This window comes from Streptomyces sp. NPDC032822 (assembly GCF_055578825.1).
Genome location: NZ_JBVIOL010000009.1, coordinates 187,496 through 209,482, shown reverse-complemented (window position 1 = coordinate 209,482; position 21,987 = coordinate 187,496). Strand labels below are relative to the sequence as shown.

The 21,987-nt window shown below is 71.5% G+C and carries 20 protein-coding genes and 1 pseudogene; 14 read left to right on the top strand and 7 right to left on the bottom strand.

All coding sequences use genetic code 11. From position 1 onward, the window contains the following. Positions 1-5: 5 nt before the first annotated feature. Positions 6-494, bottom strand: a complete 489-nt coding sequence (locus ACZ5VD_RS25970; RefSeq protein WP_468683482.1) for a DUF3515 domain-containing protein — start codon at positions 492-494, stop codon at positions 6-8. Between the two features lie 20 nt (positions 495-514). Further along, the gene (locus ACZ5VD_RS25965) at positions 515-748 is read right to left on the bottom strand and encodes an Lrp/AsnC family transcriptional regulator (protein ID WP_468548626.1); all 234 of its coding nucleotides are present in this window, start codon (positions 746-748) and stop codon (positions 515-517) included. Positions 749-978: 230 nt separating this feature from the next. Here ACZ5VD_RS25965 and ACZ5VD_RS25960 point away from each other — a divergent pair, with 230 nt between their 5' ends. Next, positions 979-1,944: a thiamine-phosphate kinase gene (locus ACZ5VD_RS25960; protein WP_468548625.1), complete on the top strand. Its 966-nt coding sequence runs from the start codon at positions 979-981 to the stop codon at positions 1,942-1,944. Continuing rightward, entirely contained in the window at positions 1,941-2,738 is a 798-nt protein-coding gene (gene thiD / locus ACZ5VD_RS25955) for a bifunctional hydroxymethylpyrimidine kinase/phosphomethylpyrimidine kinase (protein ID WP_468683480.1), read from the top strand. Before ACZ5VD_RS25960 ends, thiD begins: the two co-directional genes overlap by 4 nt. 146 nt (positions 2,739-2,884) lie before the next feature. Here thiD and rpmB read toward each other — a convergent pair whose 3' ends face one another. Next, the gene (gene rpmB / locus ACZ5VD_RS25950; protein WP_003973430.1) at positions 2,885-3,070 is read right to left on the bottom strand and encodes a 50S ribosomal protein L28; all 186 of its coding nucleotides are present in this window, start codon (positions 3,068-3,070) and stop codon (positions 2,885-2,887) included. A 278-nt stretch (positions 3,071-3,348) separates the two neighbouring features. Between rpmB and ACZ5VD_RS25945 the strand changes: the two genes are divergently transcribed. Beyond that, positions 3,349-5,082, top strand: coding sequence for a DAK2 domain-containing protein (locus ACZ5VD_RS25945; RefSeq protein WP_468548623.1), 1,734 nt, complete (start codon positions 3,349-3,351; stop codon positions 5,080-5,082). Between the two features lie 41 nt (positions 5,083-5,123). Here ACZ5VD_RS25945 and ACZ5VD_RS25940 read toward each other — a convergent pair whose 3' ends face one another. Together ACZ5VD_RS25940 and ACZ5VD_RS25935 are read right to left on the bottom strand one after the other, a co-directional pair. After that, the gene (locus ACZ5VD_RS25940; protein WP_468683479.1) at positions 5,124-8,171 is read right to left on the bottom strand and encodes a tetratricopeptide repeat protein; all 3,048 of its coding nucleotides are present in this window, start codon (positions 8,169-8,171) and stop codon (positions 5,124-5,126) included. Continuing rightward, positions 8,171-10,006: an HSP90 family protein gene (locus ACZ5VD_RS25935; protein ID WP_468548621.1), complete on the bottom strand. Its 1,836-nt coding sequence runs from the start codon at positions 10,004-10,006 to the stop codon at positions 8,171-8,173. Before ACZ5VD_RS25935 ends, ACZ5VD_RS25940 begins: the two co-directional genes overlap by 1 nt. A 167-nt stretch (positions 10,007-10,173) precedes the next feature. Here ACZ5VD_RS25935 and ACZ5VD_RS25930 point away from each other — a divergent pair, with 167 nt between their 5' ends. The 8 genes from ACZ5VD_RS25930 to mutM all read left to right on the top strand — a co-directional run bounded on the left by ACZ5VD_RS25930 (position 10,174) and on the right by mutM (position 18,638). Beyond that, on the top strand, positions 10,174-13,416 hold the full coding sequence (locus tag ACZ5VD_RS25930) for a helicase-related protein (protein ID WP_468683478.1): 3,243 nt from the start codon (positions 10,174-10,176) through the stop codon (positions 13,414-13,416). 170 nt (positions 13,417-13,586) lie between these two features. After that, positions 13,587-14,171 (top strand): 16S rRNA (guanine(966)-N(2))-methyltransferase RsmD, encoded by a 585-nt coding sequence (gene rsmD / locus ACZ5VD_RS25925; protein ID WP_468683476.1) that lies wholly within the window; start codon positions 13,587-13,589, stop codon positions 14,169-14,171. Between the two features lie 26 nt (positions 14,172-14,197). Continuing rightward, complete coding sequence (gene coaD / locus ACZ5VD_RS25920; protein WP_468548618.1) at positions 14,198-14,677, top strand: pantetheine-phosphate adenylyltransferase; 480 nt, start codon at positions 14,198-14,200, stop codon at positions 14,675-14,677. Between the two features lie 98 nt (positions 14,678-14,775). After that, positions 14,776-15,858, top strand: a complete 1,083-nt coding sequence (locus tag ACZ5VD_RS25915; RefSeq protein WP_468683475.1) for a cell division initiation protein — start codon at positions 14,776-14,778, stop codon at positions 15,856-15,858. A gap of 164 nt (positions 15,859-16,022) precedes the next feature. After that, positions 16,023-16,676, top strand: coding sequence for a YceD family protein (locus ACZ5VD_RS25910; protein WP_468548616.1), 654 nt, complete (start codon positions 16,023-16,025; stop codon positions 16,674-16,676). A gap of 2 nt (positions 16,677-16,678) precedes the next feature. Then, the gene (gene rpmF / locus ACZ5VD_RS25905; protein WP_007493396.1) at positions 16,679-16,852 is read left to right on the top strand and encodes a 50S ribosomal protein L32; all 174 of its coding nucleotides are present in this window, start codon (positions 16,679-16,681) and stop codon (positions 16,850-16,852) included. Between the two features lie 19 nt (positions 16,853-16,871). Then, positions 16,872-17,693, top strand: coding sequence for a ribonuclease III (rnc, locus tag ACZ5VD_RS25900; RefSeq protein ID WP_468548774.1), 822 nt, complete (start codon positions 16,872-16,874; stop codon positions 17,691-17,693). Positions 17,694-17,777: 84 nt separating this feature from the next. Next, on the top strand, positions 17,778-18,638 hold the full coding sequence (gene mutM, locus ACZ5VD_RS25895; protein WP_468548615.1) for a bifunctional DNA-formamidopyrimidine glycosylase/DNA-(apurinic or apyrimidinic site) lyase: 861 nt from the start codon (positions 17,778-17,780) through the stop codon (positions 18,636-18,638). Here the strand turns inward: mutM and ACZ5VD_RS25890 are convergent. After that, complete coding sequence (locus ACZ5VD_RS25890) at positions 18,611-19,012, bottom strand: winged helix-turn-helix transcriptional regulator (RefSeq protein ID WP_468683474.1); 402 nt, start codon at positions 19,010-19,012, stop codon at positions 18,611-18,613. The genes mutM and ACZ5VD_RS25890 overlap by 28 nt on opposite strands. Positions 19,013-19,131: 119 nt before the next feature. On the opposite strand from ACZ5VD_RS25890, the pseudogene ACZ5VD_RS25885 reads away from it, so the two are divergent. Further along, positions 19,132-19,443: pseudogene (locus ACZ5VD_RS25885) on the top strand (amidohydrolase family protein); the annotation flags it as partial. A gap of 222 nt (positions 19,444-19,665) precedes the next feature. On the opposite strand, the gene ACZ5VD_RS25880 reads toward ACZ5VD_RS25885, so the two are convergent. After that, positions 19,666-20,754, bottom strand: coding sequence for a CAP domain-containing protein (locus ACZ5VD_RS25880; protein ID WP_468548613.1), 1,089 nt, complete (start codon positions 20,752-20,754; stop codon positions 19,666-19,668). A gap of 167 nt (positions 20,755-20,921) precedes the next feature. On the opposite strand from ACZ5VD_RS25880, the gene ACZ5VD_RS25875 reads away from it, so the two are divergent. Both ACZ5VD_RS25875 and ACZ5VD_RS25870 read left to right on the top strand, forming a co-directional pair. Beyond that, positions 20,922-21,203, top strand: a complete 282-nt coding sequence (locus ACZ5VD_RS25875) for an acylphosphatase (RefSeq protein WP_468548612.1) — start codon at positions 20,922-20,924, stop codon at positions 21,201-21,203. 379 nt (positions 21,204-21,582) lie between these two features. After that, positions 21,583-21,786 carry a hypothetical protein gene (locus ACZ5VD_RS25870; RefSeq protein ID WP_053747983.1) on the top strand — a complete coding sequence of 68 codons (204 nt, stop codon included), beginning with the start codon at positions 21,583-21,585 and terminating at the stop codon, positions 21,784-21,786. Positions 21,787-21,987: the final 201 nt, after the last annotated feature.

Below are 21,987 nucleotides of genomic sequence, written 5' to 3'. Positions count from 1 at the left end.
ACGGTCTAGTCGGCGATCCCTTCGGGGATCGCCTTCTTGACCGCCGCCGCCAGGTCGACCAGCGGGGCCATCCCGTCGGCGGTGCGGTCCTTCGGGATCGTCACCTCGACATACGCCTTACGCAGGGTCGTCGTGAACCGGAAGGCCCCGCTGTCCTGTTCCTCCAACAGCCAGCCCACGCCGTCCACATCGACCCCGTCCGCGTTCGGATCGTTCATCGCGGCAGGCCTGGGGACCCCGCAGCGCAGTATGATCGCCGGGTTCCCCCAGCCCGCGGTGAGTGCGGACGAGGGCTCGGGATCCCGGCGGTCCCGGCCGTCGATCCCGGACGGGAGCGCCTCGTCCAGTTCTCGGCAGAGTTTCGTGACCTTCGTGCCCGGACGGGGAACCGCCGTCGTCGCACTGTCGTCTGCTGAGGAGCAGCCCGCGACCGTGATCAGCAGGACGAGCGCGGGCCCGACGGGATGGCGGTGCCGGTGACGGAAGAAGTTCACCGGCCAAGGGTAGACGGGGGCTACAGATGTACGACCGGGCAGGTCAGGGTGCGGGTGATGCCGTCCACCTGCTGGACTTTCGCGACCACCATGCGGCCGAGGTCGTCGACCGTGTCCGCTTGGGCGCGCACGATCACGTCGTACGGTCCGGTCACGTCCTCGGCCTGGAGAACCCCAGGAATCTTGCCGATCGTCTCGGCGACGGTCGACGCCTTGCCGACCTCGGTCTGGATCAGGATGTACGCCTGTACCACGGAACCTCCAGGGCGGCCACGAGGATCATGTGGGGAAAAGGAACGCCACGGTATCGCGTCGCCGCTCGCCGCGGGGAGACCTGCGGCGAGCAGGGCTTGCGCGCCGGGATGCAGGCACGACAGAAGCGGACGGTCCTCGACCGTAGCGAGGACGACGGTCCCTCGACCGTATCGAGGACACTGGTGACGCGCGACCGGGCACAGACAGGTACAGAAGGGGCGTAAGGGCAATGAAGGGCACTGTTGGTGAGCTCGGTGAGTTCGGGCTCATCAGGGAGCTCACCTCCCGTCTCACCACCACCCCGGCGGTCCGGGTCGGCCCCGGCGACGACGCCGCCGTGGTGGCCGCGCCCGACCGCAGGGTCGTGGCGAGCACCGACATCCTCCTGGAGGGACGGCACTTCCGCCGGGACTGGTCCACGGCCTACGACGTCGGCCGCAAGGCCGCCGCGCAGAACCTCGCGGACATCGCCGCGATGGGCGCCGTCCCGACCGCGCTGCTGCTCGGCCTGGTCGTCCCCGCCGAGCTGCCGGTGACCTGGCCGACCGAGATGATGGACGGCCTGCGCGACGAGTGCCAGGTCGCGGGTGCCTCCGTGGTCGGCGGTGACGTCGTCCGCGGCGACACGATCATGGTGTCGATCACCGCGCTCGGCGACCTCCGCAACCACGAGCCCGTCACCCGGGGCGGCGCCCAGCCCGGCGACATCGTCGCGGTGACCGGCTGGCTGGGCTGGTCCGCGGCCGGGTTCGCGGTGCTCTCCCGCGGCTTCCGCTCGCCCCGCGCCTTCGTGGAGGCGCACCGGCGCCCCGAGCCGCCGTACCACGCGGGCCCGGCCGCCGCCGGGCTCGGCGCGACCGCGATGTGCGACGTGAGCGACGGGCTGATCGCCGACCTCGGGCACATCGCCGAGGCCAGCAAGGTCCGCATCGACGTCCGCTCCGGCGCGATCGACATCCCCTCCCAGATGAACGACATCGGGCAGGCCGTCGGCGTCGACCCCATGCAGTGGGTGCTCACCGGGGGAGAGGACCACGCCATCGTGGCGACCTTCCCGCCGGACGTGAAACTGCCGGCCCGCTGGAAGGTCATCGGCGAGGTGCTCAACCCGTCGGCGCTGCCCCAGGTGACGGTCGACGGGGCCCCGTGGACCAAGAAGGGCGGCTGGGACCACTTCGGGGACATCGAGTCATGAGCGCGCCGCCACGGGTGCTCACGGTCGCGGGCTCCGACTCCGGCGGGGGTGCGGGCGTCCAGGCCGACCTGAAGACCATGCTCGCGCTGGGCGTGCACGGCATGAGCGTCATCACGGCCGTCACCGCGCAGAACTCCCTCGGGGTGCAGGGCGCCTGGGAGCTTCCGGTGGCGGCCGTACGGGCCCAGTACCGCAGCGTGGTCGACGACATCGGCGTCCAGGCGGTCAAGACCGGCATGCTCGCCTCGGCCGAACTCGTCGAGGCCGTGGCCGAGTTGATCGGCTCCACGGACGTACCGGCCGTGATCGACCCGGTCGGTGTCTCCAAGCACGGGGACGCGCTGCTCGCCGCGTCCGCCCTCGACTCCGTACGGACGAAGCTGCTGCCGGTCGCGACCGTCGCCACCCCGAACCTCGACGAAGTGGCCCAACTCACGGGGGTGCGGGTCGAGTCGGAGGGCGATCTGCGGCGGGCCGCGGCGGCCGTGCTGTCGCACGGACCGCGCTGGGTGCTCGTCAAGGGCGGCCATCTCGCCGGTGACGCCGTCGATCTGCTCACCGACGGCTCCGAGGAGCACTGGCTGCGGGCGCCGCGCCACGACAACCGGCACACGCACGGCACGGGCTGCACCCTGGCGTCGGCCATCGCCTCCCACCTCGCGCGGGGGCGGTCCGTACCGGAGGCGGCGGTGGCGGCCAAGGAGTACGTCACCGGGGCCATCGCGGCCGGGTTCGCGCTCGGCGGGGGGATCGGGCCGGTGGACCACGGCTGGACCTTCCGGCCGGCCGACTGAACGCGGGCGGACGAACGGACGGCCGGGCGCAGGCGTGCGGCCGTCCGCAGACGTGCGGTCGGCCGTGGACGTGCAAAAAGCCGGTCCACACGAGGTGGACCGGCTCTGAGCAGCGAACCAGCAGTGGCCGCGCGCTTAGCTATACGTCAGCGCGAGACCTTGCCGGCCTTGATGCACGAGGTGCAAGCGTTCACGCGCTTCGGCGTCCCGCTCACCACGGTACGTACACGCTGGATGTTCGGGTTCCAGCGGCGGGACGTACGGCGGTGCGAGTGCGAGATGTTGTTGCCGAAGCCCGGCCCCTTGCCGCAGACGTCGCAGTTGGCAGCCACGGGTCACTCCAAAGACTTCAGATGCACTTACGGTGGATCCCGGCATGCCGGGATCGAGATCGCAGGATCAGAGATCTGAGTGGCGGTGCCAGGGGGATGGCCCGATGTGGATCGGGCAACCGGAGCAGCATACAACGACCGCGCCAGTAGAACGAAACTACCATGGCTGCTCAGGGCCTCGCTCCAGGCCCTCACCCCGGTGGGCACCCTCCCGGCTTCCGGTGGACACCGCCCCGAGGTCTACGCTGCCTCCCACGTCCGGCTTCAAGGAGGCGCAGGTGGCGCAGGTGCCGCAGACATTCTTCGATGCTCTCGCGGTGCGCACCTGGTGCGGTCTCGCGCTCCGGGCGCTGGGGCGGGCGCGCGAGGAGATCGACGCGATCAACGTCTACCCCGTGGCGGACGGGGACACCGGCACCAACCTCTATCTCACCGTCGAGTCGGCGGTCGCGGCCGTCGAGGCGGTGTTCGCGGGCCACGAGGCGGGCCTGCCGACCGCCGGGCGGCCGACCTCGGCCGACGCCGTACGGGCGATGGCCCACGGCGCGCTGATAGGCGCGCGGGGCAACTCGGGGACGATCCTCGCGCAACTGCTCCGCGGCATGGCCCAGGTGCTCGCCGCCGAGGGTGAGGCCCCTCACACCGACGGCGGGGGCCTGGCACTGGCCCTGCGGCACGCGGCCGACTCCGCCCGCCAGGCCGTGGCCCGTCCCGTCGAGGGCACGGTCCTCACCGTCGCCTCGGCCGCCGCCGACTCCGCCGCCGCAGTCGAGGGCGACTGCGCGACGGTGGCCCGCGCGGCCTACGAGGGGGCCCTCGCCGCCCTCGCCGCGACCCCCGGCCAGCTGGCCGTCCTGGAGCGTGCCGGGGTGGTCGACGCGGGCGGGCGCGGGCTGGTGGCGGTCCTCGGGGCGCTGGCGGAGACGTTCACCGGGGAGACACCGGGGCCGGCGCCCTCCGGGACCGCGCCGCACGCGCGCGGGGAGGCCGGTGCCGGGCGGGTGGACGCGGCTGACGATCGGGTGGGACCGGGCGGTGACGCCGATCCGGAACCCGAGGACTGCGCGGACGCCGGCCCGCAGGAAGGCGGGCCCGCCTTCGAGGTGATCTACCTGCTGGAGGCCGACGACACGGCCGTCGCGCGCCTGCGGCTACGGCTCGACGCCCTCGGGGACTCCCTCGTCGTGGTCGGCGGCGACGGACTGTGGAACGTCCATGTGCACGTCGACGACGCGGGAGCCGCCGTGGAGGCGGGCGTCGAGGCCGGGCGGCCCCACCGGATCCGCATCACCCACTTCGCGCTCGGCGACGTGCACACCACCGGTGCCGAGCGGCCGCCCCGGGAACGCGCCCAGCGGGCCGTCGTGGCCGTCGTGCCCGGGGAGGGGCTGGCCGGGCTGTACACGGAGGCGGGCGCCACCACCGTGCTCGCGCGCCCCGGGGAGCCGCCCGCGAGCGGGGAGCTCGTCGAGGCCGTACGGCGGGCCCACGCGCGCGAGGTGGTGCTGCTGCCCAACGACGCGGAGCTGCGCCACACCGCCGCCGCGGCGGCCGAGCAGGCCCGCACGGAGGGCATCCGGGTGGCCCTCATCCCGACGCGCTCCGCGGTCCAGGGCATCGCCGCGCTCGCCGTGCACGAGCCGGACCGCCGCTTCGACGAGGACGTCGTGACGATGACCTCGGCGGCGGGGGCCACCCGGTACGCCGAGGTCGTCCTCGCCGAACGCCAGTCCTGGACCATGGCCGGCATCTGCCAGGCCGGTGACGTCCTCGGCCTCATCGACGGCGATGTGGCCGTCATCGGGGAGGACGTCACGGTCACCGCCGAAGCGGTCCTCGACCGCATGCTCTCGGCCGGCGGTGAACTGGTCACCCTGGTCCTGGGCGACGAGGCCCCCGACTCGGCCGCCGAGTACCTCGAAGCGCGGGTACGCGAGTCGTACCTGGCCGTCGACACGGTGGTGTACCGGGGCGGGCGACAAGGGGCCCTGCTGCTCATCGGGGTCGAGTAGGCCTCAGGGCCTGTCCTGCGACCCGATCCGCCGGACGGGCCCTAGTCGGCGCGGTGTTCGTCCGCCTGCTCCTCCGTGACCTGGAGCAGCTGCCGGGCCTCGGCCAGGCGGGCCGCCGTCACCTCGTCCTCGTTGTCGTGGTCGTGGTCCTGGCTGTCCCGGCTGTCCCGGCTTTCCTGGGAGTCCTGCACGGCCGTGGTGGCGCCGTATGCCGAGAGCACCGCACGCGCGCGGGTCGCCGCCCGGGCGGGGCGGCTCAGGTCGGCCTCCAGCCAGCCCGCGGTGAGCTCGGCGCCGGTCCTGCTGTGCAGGCCGTCGGCGCCCAGGGAGGCGAACAGCACGATGGCCTCGGCCACCTGGGCCAGGGAATCCTCCAGGACGGCCCGGATCGAGTCGTCCTCGGCGTCCTCGGCGGCGGAGCGGGCCAGCAGGTCACCGAACTGGCGCCGGGTGTGGCCGAGTTCGGCGACGAGCCGCCGCCGGGCGTCCTCGTCGGTGACCTCGGGGCCGAGCGCTGCCTCGCACTCCCGGACCGCGCCCGCCATCAACTCCCGTGCCTTCTCGGGCCCTTCCTCCGGACGCAGCGCCAGCCACGCGCGGGCGCGCAGCGAGCGGACGAGACCGTGGACGTTGCCGAGCGAGCGCCACAGGTCGCCCGCGCGCGCGTAGGACCGGTCCGCCTCGGCGTGCAGACCCGCGTGCCCGAGGGACTCGGCGGCGAGGTGCGCGAGGGTCGCGTGGTCGTGCTGCTCGGGCCAGTGCCGGGCGGTCTCGGCCGCCTGGAGCCGCCGCTCGGCGGCCGCGCGGTGCTCGCCCAGCTCGCTCAGACAGTCGCCGAGCCACCACTGCGTCTGCACGATCGCGCCGTCGCCGTGCGTCTCGGCGTCCAGGTCGGGCAGCGCCGACTCCAGCACCTCCGCGGCCTCGGCCCAGCGCTCCAGCCGCAGCAGGAACCCGCCGAGCTGCTGCCGGGCCCAGGCGCCGAGGGTCGGGCCCTCGCCGGCCTCGTCGGCCCAGTGCGCCGCCTCCAGAGCGTGTTCGGCCGCCTCCTCCGCCAGCCCCTTGCCGCCGACGACCTCGGCGAGCTGGAGGTGCAGCCGGGCCCGGCCGGTCGCCTCCAGGTGCGGCCCGCCGTGCTCCAGGGCGGCCCGCAACGCCCGCTCCGTCTCGGCCAGGTCGCCGAGGTGGTGGGCGAGCCCGGCCAACCGGGCCTCGTACTCGACCGCGAACCACGGCAGCCCCGCGTCCACGAACGCCCCCGCGGCCCGCGCGAACAGCTCCGCGGCCACCTCCACGTCCCCGCTGTGCGCGGCCAGTTCGGCGAGCATGGCCTGCGCCTCGGCAGCCCGCGAGGCGAGCCGTACGTCGTCCCCCGTGCGTCCCTCGACGAGCGCCAGCACCTCCCGCGCGGCCACCTCGGCCTCGGCGAACACCGAGCCCACGGAGGAACCGCCGGCGGCCGGAGGGCCGTTCACCGGGGTCGCCGCCTCCTGCGACTCGACGACCTCCTGCACCCGCCGCATCAGGATCCGGGCCCGCCCCATCAGCACCGCCGCCGTCTGCCGTACGCCCGTGCCGTCCTCGGCGTACAGGGCGAGGACCTGGTCGTAGGGCTCCGCGACCGCCGTCAGCGCCTCGTCCACGTGACCCGTGAGGGCGCGTACGTAGGCCGCGCGGGTGTGGGCCGCCAGGGCCTCCCCGGGGTCGCCCGCCTCCGTGTACAGCTCGGCGGCCCGCGCGAAGAGGCCGATGCCCTCGGGGCCGCGGTCCATCGCCTCGTGGTCGGCGATCTCCGCCCGGTCGCGGGCGTCCAGTTCGACACCTTCCGCGGCGCGCGCGACGGCCGCCCAGGCCTCGACGGCGTTGGGCCGCAGGGTGTCCGACAGTCGCCGTGCCTCGGCGAGCAGGGTGGCCAGGCCGGGTTCCTCCGGCGGGCCGGGCACCGGCGGCGCCACCGGATGCGAGGAGACCGCGCGGGCCGACCGCACCCCCAGGGGCAGCCGCTCCACCAGCGGCCGTTGCGCCATCCGTGCGCGTGCCCGCTCGCCGACGTGCCCCGTGCCGTTGCGCTCGTCGAAGCGGGCGGCCAGCGTGAGGGCCTGCCCGCGCGCGTGGGCGGCCAGTTCGCGCGCGCTCCACGCCCGGTCGGGGGGCCCGGGCACCGGCTGGTCGCCGAGCCCGAGCTCGGTCAGCCGATCCATGAGCAGGGCGACCACGGTCATGAAGTCCAGCCCGCTGCGCGGCTGCCCGTCGTCGGTGAAGTACGCCGGCCGCTCCGCGAGCAGCTCCAGACCACGCGCCTCGTTGCCGGACAGCGCGCAGAACTCGACATGGTCCGCGTAGGCGCCGCGCATGCTCTCCATGGCCCGCACGAGCCGGAAGCCCCGCAGATGGTTGGCGCGCGCCTCCTCCGCACGGCCGAGCCGCAGCAGGGGCGCCAGGGACGAGGCGAGCACCGTGTGCGGCTCGTGGGCGCAGGTGTACGCGCCCTCCAGGACGGGCGCCCACAACTCCAGCGCCTCCGCGTCCCGCCCCCGCTCGACCTGCCACCAGCCCTGCCCGTGCAGCTCGCAGGCGTGGCAGTCGGCCATGGTGTCCCGGTCGGCCGCCAGCCACGCGGTGTACGCCCGCTCCGCGCGGGTGACGTCCCCGATGTGCGCCGCCACGCTGTGTTCGGCGCCGCGCACCGCCCGTTCGGAGTGCCCGGCCAGCCGGTAGCGGTGCTCCATCTCGCCGAGCCACTTCTCGACGGAGGCCAGCGGGACGTGCGGCTGGTCGAGCATGCCGGCCGACATCCACTTGAAGACCCAGTGCAGGGAGTGCGTCTCGTACTCGTCGAAGTCCTCGGGCCGCTCGTCCCACATGCGCAGCAGCCGCGCGAAGGGGACGAACATCTTGGCCTTCTCGGAGCTGTAGTTGTAGACCTTCAGCTGGTGCCCGAGCGCCTCGATCACCGCGAGCGGGACGTGCAGTTTCTCCGCCTCGGCGAGCAGCAGCTCCGCGCGCGCGTTGCGGGCCGCTCCCTCCGGCTGCTCGGCGTTCTCCGCCATCGACCGGCGCAGTTCGTCGAAGTCCGTGATCTCACTCATCAGTGACCGTCCTCGCCGTGGGTGGCCCATTCCAGGAGGCCGATGAACGCCCGGTTCAGCAGCGCCGAGTCCGCCGGCCTGAGCGGCCGCTGCGCCCTCAGCAGTGCCTGCCCGTACAGGGACTCCGTGGCGGTGCCGATCAGTTCCGGGTCGCCGAGCGAACCGATCCGCCGGATCAGCGGGTTGAGGTGGTTGAGCACCAGCCGCGCGCGCGGGGCGCCGCCCCGCAACGAGCCGAGGATGCCCGCCCACAGGTCGTCGGCCCGCTCCTCGGCGTCCGCCCGGGCCTGCTCGTGCCGGGCCGCCCGGTCGTCCAGGTGCAGCGCGGGCACCGAGAGCGGGTGGAAGGCGCGCAGCACGACGTCACAGCCCAGCGGGTCGAGCTTGGCCCGCGCGGCCGCCAGGAAGCCCGCCAGGGCCAGTTCCTCGGCCGGATCGACGGCGTCCAGATGGGCGGTCACGGTGTCCGCGTCCAGCTCGGCGACCACCGTCCCCGGCCGTACCGAGGGCAGCGCCTCGATCAGCTCGCTGTCGTACGTGTAGCCGCCGTTGATCACGCCGACGCCCTGCGCGGAGGCGATCGGCGCGACCTGCCGGTACTCCTCGACGGTCCGGGTGAAGTGCACCACCGGGTGCCGTTGTGCGAACTCCTCCAGGGACAGTTGCCCGTCGGTCGTCTCGAAGGGCAGCCACGGCAGCATCGTGCGCAGCATCTCCCGGTCGTGGCGGGCCAGCGACTTCACGCCCAGGTGGTGCACCGACAGGAAGGCCGCCAGCCGCTCCGGATCACCGGCCGCCAGACCCGTCAGCCAGGACCGGATCCGCTCGCCCAGGGCCTCCCGCACGGCCGCCAGCGTCTCGTCCTCGTACAGCGACTCGCGCGAGGCCGTGGGCCGCAGGCTGTCCGTGTCCAGGACACAGCGCACGAAGAACGCCCAGTCCGGCAGCAGCTGTTCGCCGCGCTCGGTCAGCAGCATGCCCTTCAGATGCACGCGATGACCCGCCCGCCGGGCCGGACTGACCGCCGACGGCAGGACGTACGCCACCCCGCGGATCCCGGCGACCGGCACGTCCAGGTCGATCGAGTCCAGCGGATTGAACCCGAACAGGTCGTAGCAGTGCCGTGCCAGGGCCACCCTTCGGGTGGCGGGGCTCGGACAGACCCGGTCCCAGGGCGCGGGCAGGTCGGTGACCGCCTCGTCGCCCACCCGCACGTCGTAGGGCAGCAGCGAACCGAAGTCCCGTGCCAGCGCGAGGACCCGCTCGGCGGACAGCCACTCCCCGGTGCCCGCCCGCGCCACCAGGTACACGGTGGTGCCCGGTTCCGGGCGGGCCTCGTCCGGCAGGGTCCGCACGGTGTACGACCCGTCGTCGCTCGCCGTCCACTCCACGGGCGGGGCATCCGGCGTACGCGCGCTGCGACTCACCACCCGGATCCGCTCGGCGACCACGAAACAGGCGAGCAGCCCGATGCCGAACTGCCCGAGGAAGTCGGAGCGGGCCTCCTGGAGCCCGTCGGCGCGCTTGGAACTGCGCCCGATGGTGGCCAGCAGGGTGTGCACGTCCGCCTCGGTGAGCCCGATCCCGGAGTCCTCGACCCGCAGGGACCCGTCCTCGGCGTACAGCCGCACCCGGGCAGGGGCGTCCGGCTCCTCGGCCCGTCGGGCGGTGATCGCGTCCACCGCGTTCTGCAGCAGTTCGCGCAGGTAGACCTTGGGGCTGGAGTAGAGGTGATGGGAGAGCAGGTCCACCAGACCGCGCAGGTCGACCTGGAACGTGTGAGGTGACTGGGGTGACGGGGATGCCGAAGAGGGCTGTGAGGTCTGGGAGTCCATCGTCGCTGCGCCGGTGGGGGGACGGACGACGGCGCGGGGTCGGGCGGCCCCATGTGAGGAGGTGACCGCGGGGGAGTGCCGTGGGCGCGTCATCCTAGAGCCCCAACCAGCCGTCTGACCAGGGGTTTCCCGGTACGTTTACGGCAATGTCAGTGGCGTGGTGTGCAATGGATCTCGTGCCCGCGCTGGAAGAACCCCTGAAACACCCGTTGAAGTCAGTGCTCGGCCCCGCCACCGCGAAGGTGATGGCCGAGCACCTCGGCCTGCACACCGTCGGCGACCTCCTGCACCACTACCCGCGCAGATACGAGGAGCGGGGCAGGCTCACCCACCTCGCCGACCTCCCCATGGACGAGCACGTCACCGTGGTCGCCCAGGTCGCCGACGCCCGCCTGCACACCTTCGCCTCCGCCAAGGCCCCGCGGGGCAAGGGCCAGCGCCTCGAAGTGACCATCACGGACGGCAACGGCCGCCTCCAGCTGGTCTTCTTCGGCCACGGCGTTCACAAGCCCCACAAGGAACTCCTGCCGGGCACCCGGGCACTGTTCGCGGGCAAGGTCTCCGTCTTCAACCGCCGCCTCCAACTGGCCCATCCGGCATACGAGTTGCTGCGAGGCGACAGCGACGACGCCGTCGACACCTGGGCCGGCGCCCTCATCCCGATCTACCCCGCCACGGCCAAGCTGGAGTCCTGGAAGATCGGCAAGGCGATCCAGACCGTCCTGCCGAGCGCCCAGGAGGCCCTGGACCCGCTCCCGGACTCGCTCCGCGAGGGCCGCGGACTCGTCCCCCTGCCCGAGGCACTCCTCAAGATCCACCGCCCGCACACCGACGCGGACATCGAGGACGCCCGCTCCCGCCTCAAGTGGGACGAGGCCTTCGTCCTCCAGGTCGCCCTCGCCCGCCGCCGCCACGCCGACGCCCAACTCCCCGCGGTCCCCCGCAGACCCGCCCCCGACGGCCTCCTCACGGCCTTCGACGCCCGCCTTCCCTTCACCCTCACCGAGGGCCAGCAGAAGGTCTCCAAGGAGATCTTCGACGACCTGGCCACGGACCACCCGATGCACCGGCTGCTCCAGGGCGAGGTCGGCTCGGGCAAGGCGCAACCCCTCGACTCGCTGGTGCTCACACCCTCCGGCTTCCGCCGGATGGGAGAGATGGGCGTGGGGGACGAGGTCGTCGTACCGAGCGGGGAGATCGCGCCGGTCGACGGTGTGTTCCCGCAGGGAGAACGTGATGTCTGGCGGCTGGTGCTGTCCGACGGAAGTTCCGTGGAGTGCGACGACGAGCACCTCTGGATCGTCGGCACGCGTCGCGGGTGGCACCGGGGCCGGGCTCCCGAGGTCATGACGACCCGGGAGATCCGTCTCGACACGATCGGGCCCGACGGCTCCCCGAAGTGGTACATCCCGGCAGCGACACCTGTCGATCTCGGAGGTGACTCAGGGGTACCGCTCGATCCGTACCTCCTGGGCCTCCTGCTGGGGGCCGGTTCGTTCCGGCACGACCTGCGCCTGTCCACGATCGACGACGAGATCCGTGAGGCCGTCGGGACGACGCTCGCGCCCGACTGGCACCTGGTTCCGGTGAAGGGTTCGAGCGGTGACTTCACGGTGCAGCCGGCACCAGGTGCCGGAGGCGTTCGCCCTTCCGTGACCCAGACCCTGCGCGACATGGACCTGTGGGGGAGGACATCGCACGACACGTTCCTTCCCGACCGGTTCAAGAACACGACGGTCAAGAACCGTCTCGCTCTGCTGCAGGGCCTTCTGGACACCGCCGGCACCATCGGCCCGGACGGGCTGGACATCTCGCTCCGCTCGGCTTCGGGCCGTCTCGCGGACGACGTCGCCTGGCTCGTGCGGTCGCTGGGAGGCCGGGCGCGGGTCCTGCCGGTGGAGGCCGCCTTCCACGTCTCGGTTGCCCTGCCTGACGCGTACGCCCCTTTCCAGCTCACACGGAAAGCGGAACGGGTACGCCCGCGACCGGAGGACGACACCTTCCGCCGGGGGATCCGCGCGGTCGAGTACGTGGGGCGCAAGCCGGTCCAGTGCATCAGCGTGGCCCATCCGAGCCACGCCTATGTCACCGACCACTTCACGGTCACCCACAACACCATGGTGGCCCTGCGCGCGATGCTCGCCGTCGTCGACGCGGGCGGCCAGGCCGCCATGCTCGCGCCCACCGAGGTCCTCGCCCAGCAGCACCATCGGTCGATCGTCGAGATGATGGGCGAGCTGGCCGAGGGCGGGATGCTGGGCGGCGCCGAGCGGGCCACCAAGGTGGTGCTGCTCACCGGGTCCATGGGGGTCGCCGCCCGACGGCAGGCGTTGCTCGACCTGGTGACCGGAGAGGCCGGGCTGGTGATCGGCACCCACGCGCTCATCGAGGACAAGGTGCAGTTCCACGACCTCGGTCTGGTCGTGGTCGACGAACAGCACCGCTTCGGCGTGGAGCAGCGCGACGCCCTGCGCGGCAAGGGCAAGCAGCCGCCCCACCTGCTCGTCATGACCGCCACCCCCATTCCGCGTACGGTCGCCATGACCGTCTTCGGCGACCTGGAGACCTCCGTCCTCGACCAGCTCCCGGCCGGCCGCTCGCCGATCGCCAGCCATGTCGTCCCGGCCGCCGACAAGCCCCACTTCCTCGCGCGGGCCTGGGACCGGGTCCGCGAGGAGGTCGAGAACGGCCATCAGGGATACGTCGTCTGCCCCCGGATCGGCGACGATGCCGACGAACCAGGCGCCCCCGGGAAGGCCGGCAAGAAGAAGTCCGCCGAGGACGAGGCCGAGAGGCGCCCGCCCCTCGCCGTCCTCGACATTGCCGACCACCTCGCCAAGGGGCCGCTCACCGGTCTCAAGGTGGAGGTCCTGCACGGCCGTATGCACCCGGACGACAAGGACGCGGTGATGCGCCGGTTCGCCGCCGGGGAGACCGACGTCCTGGTCGCCACCACGGTCATCGAGGTCGGCGTGAACGTCCCCAACGCCACCGCGATGGTGATCATGGACGCGGACCGCTTCGGTGTCTCCCAGCTCCACCAGCTGCGCGGCCGGGTGGGCCGTGGCTCGGCCGCGGGCCTGTGTCTGCTGGTCACCGAGATGCCGGAGGCGAGCCCGGCCCGACAGCGGCTGAACGCCGTGGCCGCCACCCTCGACGGCTTCGAACTCTCCCGCATCGACCTCGAACAACGCCGCGAGGGCGACGTCCTCGGCCAGGCCCAGTCCGGCGCCCGCACCAGCCTCCGGATGCTCGCCGTCATCGAGGACGAGGAGATCATCACGGAGGCGAGGGAGGAAGCGACGGCGGTGGTGGCGGCCGACCCGGACCTCACCCGCCTCCCGGCCCTGCGCACGGCCCTGGACGCCCTCCTGGACGAGGAGCGGGAGCAGTACCTGGACAAGGGGTGAGAGCGGCGCCGGACCGGGGTGCGGGGCCGTGTCCCCGTGCGGCTCCGCCGTGTGGGCGCGACCGGCCACGGCGGACCCGCACCCGCCGACGCCGATCGAGCGCCCCTTACCTCCGCCTGCCAGACTGAATCCGTAACCGTCCGCCGAACTCCGCCGAACAAGGACCCCAGATGACCCGCGTGATCGCCGGCACGGCCGGCGGACGTCGCCTGGCCGTCCCGCCAGGGACCGGCACCCGCCCCACCTCCGACCGTGCGCGCGAGGGACTCTTCTCCACCTGGCGGTCCCTCCTCGGCGGCCCCCTGGAAGGCGAACGCGTCCTCGACCTGTACGCCGGCTCGGGCGCCGTGGGCCTGGAGGCGCTGTCCCGCGGCGCCGGCCACACCCTGCTCGTCGAGGCCGACGCGCGAGCGGCCCGCATCATCCGGGAGAACGTGAAGAGCCTCGGCCTCCCCGGCGCCGAGGTCGTCGCGGGCAAGGCCCAGCAGGTGATCCAGACGCCGCCGCCACAGCCGTACGACCTCGTCTTCCTGGACCCGCCGTACGCCGTCACGGACGACGATCTTCGGGAGATCCTGCTCACACTCCGCACGGAGGGCTGGCTCGCGACCGATGCCCTCGTCACCGTGGAGCGCAGCACCAGAGGTGGCGCATTCGGGTGGCCGGACGGTTTCGACGCGATCCGGGCCCGTCGCTACGGCGAGGGAACGTTTTGGTACGGTCGCGCCGCCTCTACGTGCGAAGACGCACGATGACCGGACCGGAGAGCGAGGGATCTCAAGTGCGCCGCGCCGTCTGTCCCGGGTCGTTCGACCCGATCACCAACGGACACCTGGACATCATTTCCCGCGCCTCCCGTCTGTACGACGAGGTCTATGTCGCGGTCATGATCAACAAATCCAAGAAGGGCCTCTTCGAGGTCGACGAGCGGATCGACCTGATCCGCCAGGTCACCACCGAGTACGAGAACGTCCGCGTCGAGGCCTTCCACGGCCTCCTCGTCGACTTCTGCAAGCAGCGTGACATTCCGGCCATCGTCAAGGGCCTGCGCGCGGTGAGCGACTTCGACTACGAGCTGCAGATGGCCCAGATGAACATCGGCCTCTCGGGCGTCGAGACGCTCTTCGTGCCGACCAACCCGACGTACAGCTTCCTGTCGTCCTCCCTGGTCAAGGAAGTCGCGACCTGGGGCGGAGACGTCTCCCACCTGGTGCCGCCGGTGGTCTTCGGGGAACTGACCGAGCGCCTCAAGAAGGCCTGAGGGGCTGACGGTTCGTCAGGCGGTGTCGGTCCGCCACCCGCTGGCCGTACAGTCGTCCCGTCCGTCTCCAACACAGCTGTAGAGAGTGGCGAGCACAGGTGGACGTGCAGAAGAAGCTCGACGAGATCGTCGCCTCGGTCTCGGGTGCCCGGTCGATGCCCATGTCGGCCTCGTGCGTGGTCAACCGCGCCGAGCTGCTCTCGATGCTCGAAGAGGTGCGCCAGGCCCTGCCCGGCTCCCTCGCGCAGGCCCAGGAGCTGATCGGCGACCGTGAGCAGATGGTCGAGCAGGCCCGTCTGGAGGCCGAGCGGATCGTCGGGCAGGCGCACGCCGAGCGCGGCTCCCTGATCTCCGACACGGAGATCGCCCGCCGCTCCCAGGCCGAGGCCGACCGCATCCTCGCCGAGGCGGGCAAGGAGGCCGAGGACGTCCGCGCGGAGGCCGACGACTACGTCGACTCCAAGCTCGCCAACTTCGAGGTCGTCCTCACCAAGACCCTCGGCTCGGTGGGCCGCGGCCGCGAGAAGCTCCTCGGCACCGGACCCGGCGTCGACGAGCAGGGCTACGAGGACGAGGACGCCCCCGAGCGCAGCCACGACCCGGAGACCCTGCGCCGGTCCGCCGACGAGTACGTCGACGTCAAGCTCGGCGCCTTCGAGGCCGTCCTCGCCAAGACCCTGGAGGCCGTCGGCCGGGGCCGCCAGAAGCTGCACGGCCGGATCGCCTCCGACGACCTCGGCGCCCTCGGCGACGACCTCTCCACGGTCCAGCACTCCAGCGACGCCGACTACCTGGCCGACCTCACCGCCCTCGCGGAGGCCGACAACCAGTCCGCCCAGGCCGTCCCCGCCGAGCAGCAGCCGTACGACCAGCAGACCATGCAGCCGGCCTACGGCTACCAGCAGCAGCCCGCGGTCGATCCCTACGGCGGCTACCAGCAGCAGTACGGCGGCCAGCAGGACGCCTACGGCTACCAGCAGGCCGATCCGTACGCCTACCAGGGCTACGACGCCCAGCAGCCCGCCTACGACCCGCAGCAGGCCCAGCAGGCCCAGCAGGCCCAGCAGGGCTACCCCGAGCAGCAGCAGATGCCCGCCCTCGACGAGACCAGCCTCTTCGACACCGGCATGATCAGCGCGGAGCAGCTGCGGGCCTACGAACAGGGACGCGGAAACGGCTGACCGGCCGCCTCCGCAGGGGGCGGTGGCCGGGAGCGCACACCGGATTGGGCCGTGAGCGAAAGGTCCAGTATCCTGGCTCTTCGGTCGCGTGTACGTCCGCGATCAGCGCTGCCCGGCAACACCGAAGGGCAGCGTCCTCTGAGCTCGGAAGATCGAAAGCAGGAATGGCTCTGAACGCCCGCCTCGACCACCGCAACCCTCTCGTGTTCGACACACACGAGCTGGGGCGGCGTCCTGGCGCGCTGCAGCGCCTGACCCGTGAGATCGACGCCCCCAAGGATCTGGGGATCCAGGGGGTCATCGGAGTGCCGGAAGGCGCCCCGCTGAAGCTCACTCTCCGCCTTGAGTCGGTCATGGAAGGGGTGCTTGTCACAGGCACCGCCCGTGCACAGGCCAAGGGGGAGTGCGTAAGGTGTCTGGAGCCGCTGGAGCTGGTGCTCGAAGCGGACTTCCAGGAGATGTTCTCCTACCCTGACGCCGACGACCGGGGCCGCCCCAAAGCGGAGCCGGCCGACGACGCCGAGGAAGACGAGGACACGCTCTTCATCGAGGACGGCTTGTTCGACCTCGAACCCGTGCTGCGTGACGCGGTGGTGCTCTCACTGCCGATGCAGCCGGTGTGCCAGGACGACTGTCCGGGCCTGTGTTCCGAATGCGGAACGCGGCTCGCGGACGATCCTGGTCACCACCATGACGCCGTCGACATTCGTTGGGCGGCACTGCAGGGACTCGCCGGTTCACTCGGAGACGGCGAGAAGGACGACATGAGCGGCGACGTGCTTCCATCAGCACACGTCGACGAGAAGCAGGAGAAGTAGCCGTGGCTGTTCCGAAGCGGAAGATGTCGCGCAGCAACACGCGCCACCGCCGGTCGCAGTGGAAGGCTGCGGTCCCCACCCTGGTTGCGTGTGAGCGCTGCCACGAGCCCAAGCTGCAGCACATCGCGTGCCCGTCTTGCGGCACCTATAACAAGCGCCAGGTCCTCGAGGTCTGAGCGGCTGGTGAGAGGCACAGTGTCCACGCCCAAGAAGAACGCCGCCCGCGCGAGCGCGAGTGGCCCGGCGGACAACACGGCCTCGTCCCACACGCTGTTGGAAGGGCGGCTCGGGTACAAACTCGAGTCCGCCCTTCTGGTGCGTGCGCTGACCCACCGTTCGTACGCGTACGAGAACGGCGGTCTGCCCACCAACGAGCGACTGGAGTTCCTCGGGGACTCCGTGCTCGGCCTGGTGGTCACGGACACGCTGTACACCACCCACCCCGACCTGCCCGAAGGCCAACTGGCCAAGTTGCGGGCCGCGGTGGTCAACTCGCGTGCGCTGGCGGAGGTCGGCCGTGGCCTCGACCTGGGTTCCTTCATCCGGCTCGGCCGTGGTGAAGAGGGCACAGGAGGCCGGGACAAGGCGTCCATCCTCGCCGACACCCTGGAAGCGGTGATCGGTGCGGTCTATCTCGACCAGGGACTGGACTCGGCGGCGGAGCTGGTGCACCGCCTGTTCGATCCACTGATCGAGAAGTCCTCGAACCTCGGAGCCGGCCTGGACTGGAAGACCAGTCTCCAGGAGCTCACCGCGACCGAAGGACTCGGTGTTCCCGAGTACCTGGTCACGGAGACCGGCCCCGACCACGAGAAGACCTTCACTGCTGCCGCCCGCGTCGGAGGCGTCTCGTACGGCACCGGCACCGGCCGCAGCAAGAAGGAGGCGGAGCAACAGGCCGCGGAATCCGCCTGGCGGGCCATCCGGGCCGCCGCGGACGAGCGAGCCAAGGAGGCGGCCGAGCCCGAACCGGCCGCCGCGGACGACGACGAAGGTCCGTCGTCCGTCTCCGCCTGACCGAACAAGCGCAATCCGAGCGCCCGTCCCCTCGCCGGAGGGCGGGCGCTCGGCTCATTCACCGGTCTGTGACGGGGGAGCCCCATGCCCGAGTTGCCCGAGGTCGAGGTCGTACGGCGTGGTCTGGAGCGGTGGGTCGCCCACCGTACGGTCGCCGAGGCCGAGGTGCTGCACCCGCGTGCGGTACGCCGGCACCTCGCCGGCGCCGACGACTTCGCCCATCGGCTCAAGGGGCATCGCGTCGGCGTCCCCAGCCGGCGCGGCAAGTACCTGTGGCTGCCGCTGGAGGACACCGACCAGGCGGTCCTGGCGCACCTCGGCATGAGCGGGCAGCTCCTGGTGCAGCCGCACGCGGCGCCCGACGAGAAACACCTCAGGATCCGGGTGGGGTTCGCGGACCAGGTCGACACGGAACTGCGCTTCGTCGACCAACGCACCTTCGGCGGACTGTCGTTGCACGACACCACCCCGGACGGCCTGCCCGACGTCATCGGGCACATCGCCCGTGACCCCCTCGACCCGGAGTTCGACGACGAGGCCTTCCACCAGGCCCTGCGCCGTAAGCGCAGTACCGTCAAACGGGCCCTGCTCGACCAGTCGTTGATCAGTGGTGTGGGCAACATCTATGCGGACGAGGCCCTTTGGCGGGCCCGCGTCCACTTCGAACGTCCGACGGCCGGCTTCACCCGCCCGCGCACCGCCGAACTCCTGGGCCACGTCCGGGATGTGATGAACGCGGCGCTCGCGGTCGGCGGCACCAGCTTCGACAGCCTCTACGTCAACGTGAACGGGGAGTCGGGCTACTTCGACCGCTCACTCGACGCGTACGGACGCGAGGGTCTGCCCTGCAAGCGCTGTGCCACGCCGATGAGCCGACGCCCCTGGATGAACCGGTCCAGCTACTTCTGCCCGAGGTGTCAGCGGGCGCCGCGCGTCTTGTCGTAGGACTCACGGGCGGTGAGGACGTCGTCCATCCGCCCCTGCACGAACTGGATGAGTCCGATCAGCCGGGTGGCGACCTCGCGGCCGAGCGGGGTCAGTTCGTAGTCCACCCGGGGCGGGTTGGTGGGTTGGGCTTCGCGGTGGACCAGGCCGTCGCGCTCCAGGGCGTGCAGTGTCTGGGAGAGCATCTTCTCGCTCACGCCGTCCACCCGGCGGCGCAGTTCGTTGAAGCGGAGCGAGCCCTCGTGCAAGGCGCCCAGGGTGAGTGCGCCCCAGCGCCCGGTGACGTGCTCCAGGATGCCGCGGGAGGGGCAGGCCTTGGCGAACACGTTGTAGGGGAGGTTCTGCTCCTCCGTGTCCTCGTGCAGGGTGCTCATGAGTCCAGCGTACGCGAGTAAAGCGCTTACCATAAGGGTGCGCTAACCAGTGGTTAGCGCACCCTTCGTGTTCGCCTCGCAGTGAACCCGCTCGAAGTCCTCTCGTCGCCGATATCTTCGCCATGGCACTCGGCGAACCGCCGCTGGAGCAACACGTCCTTGGCAACGTCTCCTTCGACACCTGCGTCTACCACCGGCCCGGGATCGACCTCCTGCTGGACGTCGTCCCGGCCCGCAACATCCTCTTCGCCTCGGAGATGATCGGCGCCGTCCGAGACATCGACCCCTGTACCGGCCACCACTTCGACGACACCCGCCGCTCAGTGAAGAACGCGGGGCTGAGCGCCGACCGGCCGGCCGACGTCCAGGAGCGCAACGCCGGCGCGGTCCGTCCCCGGCCGGACATCCGGCTCGCACGCCAGGGTCGCTGACCCGCGGCGGGGCGAAGGGGTGCCGGCTCAGGGCGTGGCGAAGGGGCGCCTGGGGCGAGGGCGCTGGTCCAGGGCAGGGCGACGCGTCGCGTGCTCACGGCGGGCCGAAGGGAGGCGAAGGGGCGCCTGCTCATGCCGGGCGGCGAACGGGCGTCGGCCCGGGCCGTGGCGAAGGGGCGGACCCGTGATCGGGGCCGCCCCTTCGCCGTATGCCTGTCGGTTCTAGTAGCCGAAGTCCTGCGTCCACCAAGGGCCGCCGGAGGCGATGTGCACGCCGACGCCCAGGGTCTTGAAGTCGCAGTTCAGGATGTTGGCCTTGTGGCCGGGGCTGTTCATCCAGGCCTCCATCACCGCGGCCGCGTCGGCCTGCCCCCGGGCTATGTTCTCGCCGCCGAGGTCGGTGATGCCGGCCTTCGCGGCGCGGTCCCACGGGCTCAGGCCGTCGGGGTCGGTGTGGTCGAAGAAGCCGCGCTCGGCCATGTCCTCGCTGAAGGCCTGGGCGAGGTCGGCGAGCGCGCTGTTCGCGGCGACCGCGCTGCAGCCCACCTTCGACCGCTCCTCGTTGACCAGCTTCAGCACCTCGGCCGCGGCGGCGGTCTCCGCGGACACGGTCACGGGCTCGCCGGCGTCCTCGGCCGGCGCCTTCGCCTCCGGACTCGAAGGGGTGGCCGTGGGCTTCGTGCTGGGTGTGGTCGCCGGTTTCTTCGACGGGGTCTCGGTCGGGGTGGCCGACGACGTCGAGGGGGAGGGCGAGGGCGAGGCCGAGCGGTCGGCGTCACGGCTGGTCGACGAGCCGTCGTCGCGGCCCTCGTCGGCACTGCCGGAGGTGCCGCCCTGCTCGGCCGGGCTGTTGGTCGGCGAACTCGCGGCCTGCACACTGCCGCCGCCACCGTTGTTGCCGTCGCCGAACTTGTAGTTCTCCAGACCGGGCACGGCGCCCGTGGCGACCGCCACCGTGCCGAGGGCGACCGCGGCGGAGACGCCGAGCAGACCGGTCTTCACGGGTGTGACGGCACTCCGCTTCCGGCGGCGGTGCGAGCCGGACCGTCGGCTGCCGCCGTCGGGCGTGTAGCCCTCGCCCCGGTAGAGGGCGTACTCCTCCTCCGTCGCGAAGAGATAGGCGTCACTTCGCGCGTTGGCCTCGGCCGGTCCCTCCGGGTTCAGGTAGGGCGCGGTGCCTGTCGTGGGGTGTTCGCCCCGGTACGAGTCGTGGCGCCCGTGGCTCTCCGAGTACGAGCCGTACGTATCTGTGACCCCCGTGGCGCGGCCCGTGGCGGCGCGGCCGGCGGCGGAGCGTCGGTGGCGTCCCATGTCCTTGCCTTCCTGGTCCAGCGGTCGACACGTCCCCCCGGTCAACCAAGCTCACGAAACCCACACGATCGAGTGAGTTTCGTATGAGATTCATTGGGTGGGGACGGTACCGCATGGCGCCAGGGGAGGAAGTGTCCGGAGAGACATTGGCCGGTTAGGTTGCACTCATGAGCGAGGATGTGCGACTGGTCGCCTGGGTGCGGGGACGCGTCCAAGGTGTGGGTTTCCGCTGGTTCACCCGGGCCAAGGCCCTGGAGATCGGCGGCCTGAGTGGTTTTGCTCTCAATTTGGGCGACGGACGGGTCCAAGTGGTCGCCGAAGGGCATCGCGCGGGATGCCAGGGACTCCTCGACTGGCTCCAGGGCGACGACACGCCCGGCCGCGTGGACGGCGTCACCGAGATCTGGGACACACCTCGCGGGGGCTACGACGGCTTCGCCATCCGCTGACCCGATTCCGTGAATAGGCCCGGACGGAAGCGGAGGGGCATGCCACCGGCACCTGCCCGGAGCGGAAAGGGCCTGGTGGTTGCCAAGAAACGCTTGCCGTGGCAGGCTCCGCACGTAAAGATGATCGCCACGCCCAAGGGCCCCGCAGGAGTCGCAGCGCCGCCGTTTCCGGCCGCGTAGAACCGGGTTGCCCGCCAATACGGGGCGTGATCGTGTTGACCGTCAAACTTTTTGGTGAGACGCTGAAAACCCCGCGCACCTTAGCTGTTTGGCATGGATGAACGGCAGCACAAACTCAAGATTGCCAAGCACCGCGGGTGCGATTCCCTCACGACCCACACCGCTTCGGTCGGTCACTCAGTGTGGAGGACCATCCATCATGGCAAAGGCGCTTCTCGGTTACGTCGGCGGCTCCGACCCTCGACTCCTCGCCGAGATGCGACGGCTTCAGCAGCGCGTCCAGGACCTGGAATCCGAGCTTGTACGGATCCAGGCCGAGAACGACACGCTCGCGGCTGCCGCTTCTCACGACAGGATCATGGAGAGCATCGACGCACACCAGGCGGAGCCCGCGCTCACCTGATCACTGCATCGCTACGGCACCACTACACGGCGGCTCGTGCAGTGGTTGGGCAGCCTGTACCAACCGCTTGAGTTGTCAGAGTTTGCAAGGGACGCTTCGGCGTCCCTTCTTTCTTTCCCCCGTGCGCCCTTCCACTCTCTTTAACGTCTGGTGTGCCCTGCACGTTCAGCGGTGAAACCGTGGGTTCATGGAGTGAGACAC

Coding starts and splice junctions, on each gene's coding strand:
- ACZ5VD_RS25960 (WP_468548625.1), top strand. CDS start 979: ATGAAGGGCACTGTTGGTGAGCTCGGTGAGTTCGGGCTCATCAGGGAG.
- thiD (WP_468683480.1), top strand. CDS start 1,941: ATGAGCGCGCCGCCACGGGTGCTCACGGTCGCGGGCTCCGACTCCGGC.
- ACZ5VD_RS25940 (WP_468683479.1), bottom strand. CDS start 8,171: ATGAGTGAGATCACGGACTTCGACGAACTGCGCCGGTCGATGGCGGAG.
- ACZ5VD_RS25935 (WP_468548621.1), bottom strand. CDS start 10,006: ATGGACTCCCAGACCTCACAGCCCTCTTCGGCATCCCCGTCACCCCAG.
- ACZ5VD_RS25930 (WP_468683478.1), top strand. CDS start 10,174: ATGGATCTCGTGCCCGCGCTGGAAGAACCCCTGAAACACCCGTTGAAG.
- rsmD (WP_468683476.1), top strand. CDS start 13,587: ATGACCCGCGTGATCGCCGGCACGGCCGGCGGACGTCGCCTGGCCGTC.
- ACZ5VD_RS25910 (WP_468548616.1), top strand. CDS start 16,023: ATGGCTCTGAACGCCCGCCTCGACCACCGCAACCCTCTCGTGTTCGAC.
- mutM (WP_468548615.1), top strand. CDS start 17,778: ATGCCCGAGTTGCCCGAGGTCGAGGTCGTACGGCGTGGTCTGGAGCGG.
- ACZ5VD_RS25890 (WP_468683474.1), bottom strand. CDS start 19,012: ATGAGCACCCTGCACGAGGACACGGAGGAGCAGAACCTCCCCTACAAC.
- ACZ5VD_RS25880 (WP_468548613.1), bottom strand. CDS start 20,754: ATGGGACGCCACCGACGCTCCGCCGCCGGCCGCGCCGCCACGGGCCGC.
- ACZ5VD_RS25875 (WP_468548612.1), top strand. CDS start 20,922: ATGAGCGAGGATGTGCGACTGGTCGCCTGGGTGCGGGGACGCGTCCAA.
- ACZ5VD_RS25870 (WP_053747983.1), top strand. CDS start 21,583: ATGGCAAAGGCGCTTCTCGGTTACGTCGGCGGCTCCGACCCTCGACTC.